The sequence below is a fragment of the Neobacillus vireti genome, from assembly GCF_036962345.1.
Taxonomy (GTDB): domain Bacteria; phylum Bacillota; class Bacilli; order Bacillales; family Cytobacillaceae; genus Neobacillus; species Neobacillus vireti_A.
In genome coordinates, this window is the sequence record NZ_JBALNB010000009.1 from 174,630 (window position 1) to 186,694 (window position 12,065).

A 12,065-nucleotide genomic window follows, 5' to 3' on the forward strand; every position below is an offset into this window, starting at 1 on the left:
ACTCTGTTTTTTAAAATAATTTTACAAACAAAAAATCTTACTCCATTTATTTTAGTTATATTACTTAAAACTAATCATCGTTTATTGAAACCAAAAACCTTCGACTTTAAATTGTGCAAGTTATACAATGACTATATTAATAATATTACGACCAGGGAGTGAACAGATTGCTTACGGTTAAAGAGCTATTTAATATAAAATCGATTGATGGGCTAAAAATCGTTGCTGGGGAAAAAGGAATTAATAATGAAATAACAATTGTAAATATTATTGAAAATCCTGAGGCATTTGACTGGCTTTCTCCAAATGAACTGCTTTTATCTACAGGATATATTTTTAAAGACAATGAAGAGTTACAAAATCGAATCATTAAGGAGCTTTCTGATATTAACTGTGCCGGACTAGTTATCAAAATGAAAAGATACTTTGATAAACTCCCACAGAACATGATTGACCAAGCAAACAAGCTCGGATTACCTTTAATTGAGTTACCATTTGAATATACTTTATCAAAGGTCATCTCAATTATTAATGAAAAAGCGTCAGGGAGATACGATTTATTAAACAGAAAAACCCTGGATATTCATAATTTATTTTTTAGAATTACACTTGAAGGCGGCGGAATTGATAGAATATTATCGATGTTATCTGAGACCATTAATAATCCTGTTATTTTTGTAAATGAAGATTGGAAGTTAGTGGACTTTAATGAACACATAAATAATAAAGTTCCGCTGTCATACTGTCTTGATTTGGTAAAAAATAGATCCGTATTCCCACAAGAATTCATTGACTCTATTCCGAAAAATATTAGTGAAATAAAAAAGACGATTAAACGAAATTATTATTTAGAAGGCATGGAAATAAAATGCAGAATCCTGCCTGTTGCGGCAGCAAGTTCTATTTATGGATATATAATTGTTTGGCAGACAGTTAGTGAACTGACAGAATTTGACTTCATTATTTTAGAGCAGGCTTCTACTAATATTGCACTAGAAAGGATAAAAGCCAAGGAAATCGAGGAAGTGAAATTAAAAATTAGACAGGACTTTTTCGATGATTTGCTATCTGGAAAAATCACTTCTAGCGAAACCATCCATACGCTAAGTGAAATGCATGGACTTCATTCAAATTATATGTATTACTGTATAGTGATTAATATAGAATCAGAGGAGTTCCAGAAGTATGAGGATATGGTGGCTAGAAGGGTTAGCTTGGAGAATAAAGCTAGAAAATGTGTGGAACTCATTTATGATTACTCTAATAAAGCAGACGGAGAAGTAACCTGCTTTCATAGAAACAATCGAATCATTATCTTAATTGGACAGCACGAGAAGCGATCAACAGTTTCTGTTAATGAAGCTAAACAATATACTACTAAACTATATAGTAAACTGAATCAGCAAATAAGCAATACCACCTTCTTAATTGGAATTGGCAGACAGTATGAATCCATTCAGTCTCTTCATAAAAGTTTTTCAGAGGCAAATGAATCGATTAGATTAATGCAAAAATTTGAAGACATTGGCGGAGTATCTCATTTTGAAGATCATACTATCTATCACTTTTTAGATTCCAATATTAAAGACATGGAACTAGAAGAATTTTTTATGAAACGGCTCGGAATGGTTTATAAAAACGATCAGTTACATGGAACAAGCTATATTATTACATTAGAAAATTATTTTCAAAATAACTTAAATCTGAGCGAAACTGCAAAAGCGATGTTCTTACATCGGAACACACTCATCTATAGAATTGAGAAAATCAAAGAAATATTAAATTCTGATTTAAAGAATTCAGAGGAAATGCTTCAAATTCAATTAGCATTAAAGATTTTTAGACTATTAAATAAGAAACTTCATAAAGACTCATAAGCTTAAACAAATCTCCGATAATCAGCAATACCAAGGTGAATCAGGAGCATTTTATAAAAAAGCCATTCCCTCCTTTTTAAATTGGAGAGAATGGCTTTTATACTAACCTTACACTGCTTTAGATAGATGACTGATATCTTCTTGACTGCCTTTTCCTTTTTGTAAACTAATCATTGCTATGAACGAGATACAATAAAGCGCCGCAAGATATCCCATTGCTACCGTTACATTTGCATGTTGCAGGATATATCCAACTAATATAGGAGATAATCCCCCTAAGGCCCTGCCAAAGTTAAAGATTGTGTTTGTTGCTGTACTGCGAATTTCTACTGAGTAATACTTGCTAATTAATGCTCCATAACCGGCAAACATTCCGTTCGAGAAGAATCCTACGATCGCACCGCCGATCAAAAGACCTGCACTGCCAGACGCATAGGAGTATAGAAAGACTGCTACCGCGGAAGCGAGCAAGAAAATTCCATAAGAGCGTTTCATACCTAAACGATCGATAAATTGTCCAAAAGTTAACATCCCAGCAATCATTCCTGCTGCAGTACTAATGGTCCAAAGAGCTGAGCTTGAGACTGATAACCCTTGTGATTGTTGGAGCATAGATGGCAGCCAAATCATTAAACCATTATAACCTGCAATTTGAACTGTTGCCATGATTGCTAAACCAAGCGTTGTTCCAGTTATTCTAGGTGTTGCAAACAGCTGCTTTAACTTTCCTTGTTTCTGTACATGTTGTTTATTCCTTTGTGTTGCTAACCATACCGGTGATTCGTCAAGTTTCTTTCGCACGATAAAGGCGAATATGACCGGAGCCAATCCAATGAAGAACAATCCTCTCCATCCCAATGTAGGAAGGATCATCGCGCTAAGAAGTGCTGCCAGGATTACACCATATTGCGCACCAACACTAACATAAGAAGAAGCTCGTCCTTGTTTATTTTTTGGCCATGCCTCTGCGACAAGTGCCATACCTATCCCGTATTCTCCTCCTGCTCCTAAACCAGCAATAAATCGAAATAGATAAACTTGTTCAATATTTTGTGCCAGCCCGGTTAACGCTGTCCCGACTGCAAATAGCAGGATAGTATAGGTAAATATTCTAACTCTCCCAAATTTATCTGCTAGAATACCGAAAATAACTCCCCCAGCAAGCATTCCTATATTCGTAATAGAAGAAATAAGTCCACCCGCTGCCATATCAATATGAAATTCCGCTATAATCATCGACATCGCAAAGGATATAAACATAATATCCATTCCCTCTAATGTTAAACCTGCTACTGATGCGACTACTGTCTTTTTACGATAATCCAATTGTCATTCTCCTTTCAAGCCTCACAGGACTTATTTAAAAGATGGTTTAAAAAATAAATACCCTTTCATCCAAAGGACAAAAGGGTATTCAGACATAGAAGTTATATGTATGAATTTTACCTTCGCCTTTTTGGACTCTCTGGACCAGATTTAAAGGGAATTTAATTTCAACTAATAGTAACATGTTAATAATCAGATGACAATATAGTAAAAAAATAAATTCCTATGTCAAATTGCCCCATAAGCGGGGTCCGATTGTAGTTTTTTTATAAAAATATTTTTTCCCAATTACACTTTTTTTACCAAAGGCGATCTTTGTCCACTTTTCATATTGGAGAAAAAACTTGGCAATTTTTCTTTAAAAGTTATTATTTAACATCTCATCTACTCGAATATTTCCACTTAGATAAGCCACGATATATCTGTAAGATAATTTTTTTAGGAGTTGACATGACTTGAAAAAAGGCTTGATTACGTTCGTTTTAACCTCAACCCTTATCGGTTTAACTGGTTGTGCAGGAGATAATAATAATGCAGGCAGTGATAACAACGGTGGCCATTTTGGAGTAAACAATGTTAGAAACAACGTTAGAAACAATGATAACAATGGTGTTACGGGAAGAAATGTTTCGAACCAAAATTTAAGAGTTTCAACTCGCGCCGCAAACAATGTAGAACGTATAGGTGAAGTTGACCAAGCCCATGTAATTATCCGTAACAACGATGCATACGTGGCAGTCCGATTAAACAATAACCAAGGTACTACTGGAGACCGCGCCGGCACAGGAACTGGTAATCAGATCAATACTTCGTATAACGGGAATGGAAACGGCAATAATGCTGGATATACCCAATATACCGGTAATACCGGGATTACCGGAAACAAAACAAATGCTGGTACTACAGGTAGAAACATGAATAAAGGGACTGGCTCCATAACCGGAAACAATACGGTTGCTCGGACTGAAGGTTTAAATGGAACTAACACTGGTTTTGGGACTAATGGTATAACTGGAACTAACACAAACACCGGTAATAATGGAATGGGAACAAATACTGGCAATACCAACACTGGTCTGAATGGTAATAATGTAACAGGCGATACCACCTATAAAGAAGTATCCACTCGTCTTGAGCAAAGAATAGCTGATGAGGTTAGAGCCGCTGATAAAAAAATTCACAATGTTTATGTTTCATACGATAACGATTTCTATAACCAAATGAACACCTATACAAATGATATTCAAAATGGACGAAACAGAGATGGTATTTGGAATGATTTTACTGATACTGTTGGAAGGTTTTTCCAGTAATAGTTTAATGGTAAAACTGGCGATCATTACAAATCGTCAGTTTTCCCGTTCCAATTTTAAATTTATTTAAAAAATAAAGTTAGATGTAAAAAAATCAGCCAAGAATTATCTTGGCTGCGGCCTTAACGATCAAGTCCCTTTTTATTCTTTCCAGAATTATCATTTGGTGAATCACCTGTACCGTTCTTGCTTTTGCTATTAGGAGTCCCATAAACCTGATTATCTTTTGTCACTTTAGCTCCTGTAAGGAAATCATCCTTTGTTTTCATTCAATTCATCTCCTTTGTTTAACATTTTTATTATTAATGGAGATGATAATTAATATACAACAATATAATTTATTTAGTTCATTATAAAATAAAAAGTCGCATACGCGGCTTCATTGATTAAATTTTATGCCCCTTTCAGGTTTGCCTCAAACATATCTATAATTTCCAGGAACCTTTCCGCTTCTCTGAATGTATGATCAGCTAAAAGAGGATGAATATTGCTCTTAATACGACAAGCTTCTATTAAATCTCTTGTTGTTTTCTTGAAGTCCCTTAAAGAAGCAACAGAAACCCTATTCTGGTTTAGAAATTGATCTAGAATTGGTTTTGTTTTAGATTGTGGTCGCATATAATCTAAATCTACTGCTTGAAAAAGAAGTTGGTCAAAATCATGACTAAACTCTCTTGCCTGGTCAACTAATTTTCTTTCCGATGGATCTAAAAGGTGTCCAATAAACTTTGCGTGATCAGCCATAATTTTTAAAAAAAATACATTTTCTTCAATGACTTTATCCGGGGTTGGGGCTAATATTCCTTCGTTTAATTCTTTTAGTCGATTTGCAAAATAAGCTGCTTCTCTGCTAATTGATCAACCAACAAAGGAAAATTGTTGTGCCTGATTTGACAGCGAAGTGTTAAATCTAATATCTTCCTTTTTATACCCATAGATTGCTGCAGCTCTTGATAAACCTCGGTATTAAAAGCCTGAACTTGATGAGGGTCCGAATTTACTGAAAATCTAGACAGCTTTTCCTCAATCCTTTCGAATAATCCATAAACTGCCGTGCTTCCTCAATCAATTGCTTCTGCTCATATGTGAAACCTAAACTTAAAAACAAAGAATGTTCTTTCATGATCCTGGACCAAAATGCAATTTCGTCTAATGACCTAGAAACAATCGAATCAGTTGCCATTCTGTCCCCCCTCATTTATAAACACTGCACTCCATCAAATATATTTGAAATGATTGTTAGTCTTAATTACCTATTGGTACCAATAATTTTTATTTATTCTTAAATCGTATTGCGAAAAGGTTATCAGGACAAAACTAGAAATAGCAGACAAAATCAGAGAGAGAATCGATGTCCAATCAGATCGAACGTTTGATTGAGGAAGGGAAAAACTCATTACAGGAGGAAGCTCAATGACCAAGGCAGAAGTAGTAAAACTTTTAGCAATGATTGAATCGGTTTATTCCCACTGCATATTCAAGGACGAAACGATACAGCAATGGTTTGAATTTTGTTCTGAAATGGATTTTGAGAAAGTGATGGCAAAGGTGAAAAATCATATTAGAAAAAGTCCTTTTCCACCTGCTATTACCGATATTGCTGTATTTCCCTTTGAAGAAAACAATTTTCCAGAATCATTACAAGACTGGATGAAGAAGGGACGTGAGAGAATTGAACGTGACCCTAAATCAAATAGGCGGGGACCGACACCTGCCTGGCTCGCCGAATATTCACCAAGAAAATTTATTTAATGCGGAAGGAATCCTTTTACTATTTTCAACTATTCCAAAGGTAAATATTAAAGCCGCAGAAGTAAGCGGCTGATACCATTTATTCGGTTTCATGTTTTTTATTTATGAATAAATGGCAGCACCCACTATACCAGACAATACAATCACTAATGCAGGATGTAAGCGAAGTTTTATTAAAGCAAAAAGAGAAAATAAAAATATCAGCAAAAGACTAAGAGAGTGCCAGCTAAAAGTATCTACTAAATGATTACTAATGGCAAATTTAATCGCTGCGTATCCAATTAACCCGGTAATAATAGGACGTAATCCATAGAAAGCAGATTCAACATATTTATTTTTACTGATTCTACTAAAAAACATTCCAATAATAATGACGAGTAACAAAGATGGAATCACCATTCCTAACCCAGCCGCAATGGCTCCTGTCATACCCTGAACCTGGTAACCTACAAAGATAGCACTATTTGTTGCAATAGGCCCAGGTGACATACCGGCAACTGCAATTACATCTGTAAACTGTTGTGTTGTCATCCATCCATGTTTAAATACCTCTAGTTCAATAATGGGGATCATTGCATAACCGCCACCAAATGAAACAAAACCGATCATTAAGAAAGTCCAGAATAGCTCAATTAGTATCATGTTATATCCCTTCCCCCATATACCATTCTAATTCATTTTGTGACGTGTATTTCTTCTTTTTAAGAGAATCATAACCTAAACGATTTTTGACCTTAACGAGCATGATTCCAAGGAATATCCCAAATAAGATTAGTAACACAGGATGTAAATGGAAAAATAATAAAATGAATATCGCTCCTACGGAAATACATAGAGTGGTTTTATCAATAATAGCGGATTTACCAATCATATACCCTGCATAAACAATTAGAGCAACAATGGATGCACGAATGGCCTGAAATGCTGCCTCAATTTTGGGATTTCCTTGAATCTGAAGAAAAACAATACTAAGAACAACTACGATGAAAAAAGTTGGTAAAAATATGCCTAATAATGCGGCAACTGCTCCTCTAATTCCACCAATTCTATACCCGATAAAGGTTGAAGAATTAATTGCAATGGCGCCTGGAATGGACTCGGCCAGCGCAAAAACATCCGTCACATCCTCGATTTTCAGCCACTTCTTCTTATGTACGACTTCTCTTTCGATGAGCGGAATCATGGCATACCCTCCGCCGAACGTCACCGGCCCAATTTTAAAAAACGTCCAGAAAATCCAAAATAACTTCATCCATCCATCTTTCATTTTTAATTCTCCTTTCGATTTATCTATGTGATTCTTCTGCTAATCGATTAATATAAAACTCTCTGTATACGTTATCCTTAGTTACTACGATAACATGGATAGTAAAGGAGGTATATTGCAACAAATGCATAGGATATAACAAAATGTTATATGGTTGAAATCCAGCCAGGTCCTAAGTTTCCAGAAAAAAGTAAATCATAGGAGCCTGCTTAAAATGATGATGGATTGATTTTGTATTCAAATTTTTGGTGCCTTGATACGAATCTATTATCGGTAACCCAGAACCGCCATGGATAATCCTTGGCTTCACCCGAGTTGTCGATTCCAATTCTTTTCCCGACTGATATACTTTCTGGACAATATCCTTTAGCTATATATAATGGCGGAAGTGTAAGTGAACTGCCATAGTCGTCCATGGTAATGCCCAATGATTTGGTCAGTTTCCCAGGGCCATTGGTAAGATTTTTTAAATCTTCGATACCTCTCCTGATTTTCATAAGCTCAATCCCATACCGGGGTTCTATGGCGCGGACCAATACGGCCTCAGGTTTTTCTTCACTGCCGCTGACTATATTGAAAAGGCAGTGGGTATGCATGAGATACGTATAAGCAATGCCAGAACGATGGAACATGACCTCTGTTCTTGCTGTCCTCTTGTTGTTAAAGCTGTGTGCAGCCCTATCCCCGGGACCTATATATGCCTCTGTTTCTACAATAAATCCTGCAGCCATACCCTGATTTGTATTTTTTACCAGAAGGCACCCAAGCAATGCCTTTGCCAGTTCTAGGGTTGGCTGTTCAAAAAATTCCTTTGGCAGCGGAAATATTTCATTTGGAAATTCACCCATGATAAATAGTCAACCTCCAAAAAATGATTTTCTTATTGTTTTACCCTATTTACTGATAATTAAAAATGGATATACTCGAAAAATGAAAAAAGGCACCTTCCAGGAAGGAAGATACCTCTTAAGTTAACAAGAACCTAATTTTGTGTTTTTATTTTGCGGATAAGCTAAAAAGCTTTTCTAAATGAGTAACAACTTCCGCTTTATCAGCTTCCACAACCTCTAGATACTGTGGCTTATTAAACAATTGATTAATTTGTTCAGGGAATGTCTGTTGGATATTACAACGTTCGATTGATTCATTAAATTTTGCCGGATGAGCAGTGGCTAGTGTGACGCAAACCTCACTTAGTGGACTGCACTTCTCGTATGCAGCAACCCCACATGCAGTGTGTGGGTCTAATAAATAACTTGTTTCAGCATGATACTTACTGATTGTTTCCAAGCATTCTTCCCCTTTTACACCATATGCAGCAAAATCTTCTTTCACCTGTTTAAGCAGTTCTTCACTTACGACAATATTGCCTTCTGAATTGAATTTTTCCATCAAAACCGAAACAGCCTTTGGATTCTCTCCAAGCAAGTAATAGAGATAGCGCTCAAAATTGCTGGCTACTTGGATGTCCATGGAAGGGCTATAGGTGCTGCGGAATTCACCAGGCTTGTACAATCCATCATGGATAAAGCCCTCTAAAATATTATTCTCGTTTGTAGCAACGATGAGTTTCCCCACCGGTAAGCCCATTTTCTTTGCAAGATATCCAGCAAAGATATCTCCAAAATTCCCTGTTGGCACACTAAAGTTAATATTCTCTGCGTTAATCTCTTTTTTCACTTGGAAATAGGCATAGAAATAATAAACCGTTTGTGCCATGATACGAACAAAATTTATAGAATTGATCGCACGCATATGGTATTTGTTTTTAAAATCCACATCCGCGAACAATTCCTTGATGATTCTTTGACCATCATCAAACGTTCCTGTAATCGCTAAGTTCAAAACACTTTCATCATCCACAGTGGTCATTTGTAATTCTTGTACCTTACTTACTTTGCCATGGGGGTGCAATATACAAATGCGAATGCCTTCTTTTCCTCTTACACCTTCAATCGCTGATGCCCCTGTATCCCCTGAAGTAGCGCCAAGAATATGAATAGACTCTCCTGTCTTCTTGGATACATAAGAATATAAATTTCCTAAGAATTGCAGTGCAATATCTTTAAAAGCAAAGGTTGGCCCATGGAAAAGTTCTAGAACATACATGTTATCCTTCAGCTTTTGAACGGGTGTTACCTCTGGGTGTCGAAATGTAGCATAGCTTTTCTCGATTAATACTTTCAACTCATCGCCTGGGATCTCCCCATCAACATAGTAAGAAAAGATTTCGTATGCTAATTCTTGATAAGTTAATGTAGACATTTCTTCTAACTTTTCTGCTGGAATTTGCGGGATTCTCTCAGGTACTAATAATCCTCCATCATTTGCTAATCCCATTAAGACTGTATCAATAAAACCAATTCTACTTACATTTCCGCGTGTACTAACAAAGTTCATAGCTGCCTCCAGTTTATCCTAAAAGTTTTATTTCCCTCGTTGGGAGATTTACCAATATTTTTAATAAAACTAAATATATAAAGTTCATTTTAATACAAAATTGCGTGAATAGTCTATGAATTATTGTTTTTTAACGCACATTTATTTATAAACATTCAACCTTGTAGGAAGGAATGAATCATAGGATGGTGGTATCTACTGCCATGCTTAGTCATATACCTATTTTTCTACAGGCTCCCCAGCTTTTCCCCAATGGGTTTTTGGAATCTCGGTTACGAGGACTCTTATATTCTCCTTCGGTGAATCTAGTGTTTCGGATACGGTGTTCGTAACATTACGAATTAATTCTGCCACTTTTTCTTTTGTTCTTCCTTCCATCATTTGCACATGAATAATAGGCATTCAAACCAACTCCTGACATTTTTTTAAATTCGTATTGGAAAAGGATACTTCACCAAACCATCAAATTTCCCGATTACAATATCCCCAGAGTTTAACTTAACTGCAGCTGTAGTGCCGAAAGTTAGAATTACATTGCCATTACGAACCTTTAAATCCCTGCACTTAATGGTTATATCAAATTCTAACAACTTATTAGCTATTCAAGCAACTCAATTGATTGGAGCCTAATGCAGCCGCACGAAATCCGAAGAATAGAATCCGAAGCCAACTAATGGAATACCATTGAACGATAAACGAACCAAAACCGTAATACTTCTTAAGAATATAAATTTGATGTTCGGAAAACATAATGTTGAGGTGTTCATATGAATCTAGATCGTGCCAAAAAAATCCTTACTTCCGACCAAGAAATAGCAGTACATTATCATGGAATTCCTATTTGGATTGAGAGCATAGATGATATATCAAATAAAGCGATTGTATCCGAACGAGGAATTCATAGTGAGAGACAAATCGTACCGATTAATGATTTGGAAGAAACAGGAGAGTATTATACGTGAATAGGTACCATTTAAAACAACCTTTTAAAAAGGAAACATGTTCTAATCTCCATTATCATCTACTAATTCTGCACATCATGTCCAAAAAAATCCCACCTATAGGTGAGATTTTTTTATGTTTTCACTGGTTCCCCTTTTGCCTCAAATATCGCTTATCATTCATAAATAAACTCCAAAAGTAAATAAAGCCAGGGAAGAGGATTGCAAATCCTACGATATAGGTGATAAACACCGCCCTAAAGGAGTTAGGGTCTGTAAATGCCGACTCAATTGTAACATTTGGATAGATGATATACGGCAAATGGGCCTTTCCATAGACATAGCTTGCTATCAGATACTGAAAGGTAACGGCAACAACAGCGAGTCTTGGCATGCCTCGTTCCCCTTTTTGAAAAGGATTTGGCGCATATAACCCGTATCCAATAATTAAAAAGAAGCCGACCGAGATCAATAGTAACGGAAGATCCTCCATCATTTTATTGTATAACCAACCAGCCTCACTTTTTAAGGTAATCACAATTAGCAATGCCATAATTAATGATATCGGACCAAGAATTTTTCCATCCCGAAGGTACACTCGGTAAGCTTCCATTTCATTTGAAGCCTTTGAATAATCTGCTAATAATAATGAAGAGAGAAAAAGTGTACTCGTGATCGCAAACCCGATGAAGGCATACTCATTGGGGCTCGAAAAGAGCTTACTAAGATTTAAATTCGCATTGCCATCTACAATATCAACATAGTGACCATGTGTAATCGGCAATACACTAATTAACAAGCCGGGAATAATGATTCCTGCAATACCAGAAATGTAGGTTAACGGCTTTTTATATTCCGTCGCAATGTTTGAAAAAACTAAAAATGCACTCCGTAATGCCAGTAATAGAAGGATCAAACTGCCGGGAATCAGTAGTATGGTCCCCAGAATATTGGCCGCACTTGGAAAAAGGCTGTAAACAGCAACCACCAACGCAACAATAAAGGTATTTGTTACTTCCCAAGTAGGTGATAAATAGCGATTGGCAATGTTCGTTGCTTTCGTTTTTTCCCGGTTGATGTAAACCATTGACCAAAAGCCGGCTCCAAAATCCATTGTGGCCATGACAGCGTAGATGAACACGAACCCCCACAGCACGGTAATTGCAATAAGAGCATCAGCCATATGTTT

General features: G+C 36.3%; 12 protein-coding genes and 1 pseudogene. 4 read left to right on the forward strand and 9 right to left on the reverse strand.

Translation table 11 applies throughout. From position 1 onward, the window contains the following. The first annotated feature begins 167 nt into the window (after window positions 1-167). Window positions 168-1,877, forward strand: a complete 1,710-nt coding sequence (locus V7108_RS11580) for a PucR family transcriptional regulator (protein ID WP_335513871.1) — start codon at window positions 168-170, stop codon at window positions 1,875-1,877. A gap of 108 nt (window positions 1,878-1,985) precedes the next feature. On the opposite strand, the gene V7108_RS11585 is transcribed toward V7108_RS11580, so the two are convergent. Further along, the gene (locus V7108_RS11585) at window positions 1,986-3,203 is read right to left on the reverse strand and encodes an MFS transporter (RefSeq protein WP_335513873.1); all 1,218 of its coding nucleotides are present in this window, start codon (window positions 3,201-3,203) and stop codon (window positions 1,986-1,988) included. Window positions 3,204-3,658: 455 nt separating this feature from the next. Here V7108_RS11585 and V7108_RS11590 point away from each other — a divergent pair, with 455 nt between their 5' ends. Continuing rightward, window positions 3,659-4,516, forward strand: a complete 858-nt coding sequence (locus V7108_RS11590; protein WP_335513876.1) for a YhcN/YlaJ family sporulation lipoprotein — start codon at window positions 3,659-3,661, stop codon at window positions 4,514-4,516. 122 nt (window positions 4,517-4,638) lie between these two features. On the opposite strand, the gene V7108_RS11595 is transcribed toward V7108_RS11590, so the two are convergent. Together V7108_RS11595 and V7108_RS11600 are read right to left on the reverse strand one after the other, a co-directional pair. After that, window positions 4,639-4,785: a hypothetical protein gene (locus tag V7108_RS11595; protein ID WP_335513878.1), complete on the reverse strand. Its 147-nt coding sequence runs from the start codon at window positions 4,783-4,785 to the stop codon at window positions 4,639-4,641. Window positions 4,786-4,909: 124 nt separating this feature from the next. After that, window positions 4,910-5,699: pseudogene (locus tag V7108_RS11600) on the reverse strand (DUF2935 domain-containing protein). A gap of 230 nt (window positions 5,700-5,929) precedes the next feature. Here V7108_RS11600 and V7108_RS11605 point away from each other — a divergent pair. Continuing rightward, window positions 5,930-6,268: a replicative helicase loader/inhibitor gene (locus V7108_RS11605; protein WP_335513881.1), complete on the forward strand. Its 339-nt coding sequence runs from the start codon at window positions 5,930-5,932 to the stop codon at window positions 6,266-6,268. A 102-nt stretch (window positions 6,269-6,370) separates the two neighbouring features. Here V7108_RS11605 and V7108_RS11610 read toward each other — a convergent pair whose 3' ends face one another. From V7108_RS11610 to V7108_RS11630, 5 genes are all read right to left on the reverse strand, one after another. Beyond that, entirely contained in the window at window positions 6,371-6,910 is a 540-nt protein-coding gene (locus V7108_RS11610; protein ID WP_335513883.1) for a chromate transporter, read from the reverse strand. 1 nt (window position 6,911) lies between these two features. After that, complete coding sequence (locus V7108_RS11615) at window positions 6,912-7,535, reverse strand: chromate transporter (RefSeq protein ID WP_335513884.1); 624 nt, start codon at window positions 7,533-7,535, stop codon at window positions 6,912-6,914. A gap of 209 nt (window positions 7,536-7,744) precedes the next feature. Beyond that, the gene (locus tag V7108_RS11620; protein WP_335513886.1) at window positions 7,745-8,383 is read right to left on the reverse strand and encodes a DNA-3-methyladenine glycosylase; all 639 of its coding nucleotides are present in this window, start codon (window positions 8,381-8,383) and stop codon (window positions 7,745-7,747) included. A gap of 148 nt (window positions 8,384-8,531) precedes the next feature. Continuing rightward, window positions 8,532-9,935 (reverse strand): threonine synthase, encoded by a 1,404-nt coding sequence (gene thrC / locus V7108_RS11625; protein WP_335513889.1) that lies wholly within the window; start codon window positions 9,933-9,935, stop codon window positions 8,532-8,534. Between the two features lie 219 nt (window positions 9,936-10,154). Then, the gene (locus tag V7108_RS11630; RefSeq protein ID WP_335513891.1) at window positions 10,155-10,337 is read right to left on the reverse strand and encodes a 4-oxalocrotonate tautomerase; all 183 of its coding nucleotides are present in this window, start codon (window positions 10,335-10,337) and stop codon (window positions 10,155-10,157) included. A 365-nt stretch (window positions 10,338-10,702) separates the two neighbouring features. Between V7108_RS11630 and V7108_RS11635 the strand changes: the two genes are divergently transcribed. Further along, complete coding sequence (locus tag V7108_RS11635) at window positions 10,703-10,897, forward strand: H-type small acid-soluble spore protein (protein WP_335513892.1); 195 nt, start codon at window positions 10,703-10,705, stop codon at window positions 10,895-10,897. A gap of 121 nt (window positions 10,898-11,018) precedes the next feature. Here the strand turns inward: V7108_RS11635 and V7108_RS11640 are convergent, their stop codons facing one another. After that, window positions 11,019-12,059, reverse strand: a complete 1,041-nt coding sequence (locus tag V7108_RS11640) for a cytochrome d ubiquinol oxidase subunit II (RefSeq protein ID WP_335513894.1) — start codon at window positions 12,057-12,059, stop codon at window positions 11,019-11,021. Window positions 12,060-12,065 lie beyond the last annotated feature (6 nt).

Bases quoted from the DNA above. Each gene is read 5' to 3' on its own strand.
- V7108_RS11595 (WP_335513878.1), bottom strand. From the start codon at position 4,785: ATGAAAACAAAGGATGATTTCCTTACAGGAGCTAAAGTGACAAAAGAT.
- V7108_RS11605 (WP_335513881.1), top strand. From the start codon at position 5,930: ATGACCAAGGCAGAAGTAGTAAAACTTTTAGCAATGATTGAATCGGTT.
- V7108_RS11610 (WP_335513883.1), bottom strand. From the start codon at position 6,910: ATGATACTAATTGAGCTATTCTGGACTTTCTTAATGATCGGTTTTGTT.
- V7108_RS11615 (WP_335513884.1), bottom strand. From the start codon at position 7,535: ATGAAAGATGGATGGATGAAGTTATTTTGGATTTTCTGGACGTTTTTT.
- V7108_RS11620 (WP_335513886.1), bottom strand. From the start codon at position 8,383: ATGGGTGAATTTCCAAATGAAATATTTCCGCTGCCAAAGGAATTTTTT.
- thrC (WP_335513889.1), bottom strand. From the start codon at position 9,935: ATGAACTTTGTTAGTACACGCGGAAATGTAAGTAGAATTGGTTTTATT.
- V7108_RS11630 (WP_335513891.1), bottom strand. From the start codon at position 10,337: ATGCCTATTATTCATGTGCAAATGATGGAAGGAAGAACAAAAGAAAAA.
- V7108_RS11635 (WP_335513892.1), top strand. From the start codon at position 10,703: ATGAATCTAGATCGTGCCAAAAAAATCCTTACTTCCGACCAAGAAATA.
- V7108_RS11640 (WP_335513894.1), bottom strand. From the start codon at position 12,059: ATGGCTGATGCTCTTATTGCAATTACCGTGCTGTGGGGGTTCGTGTTC.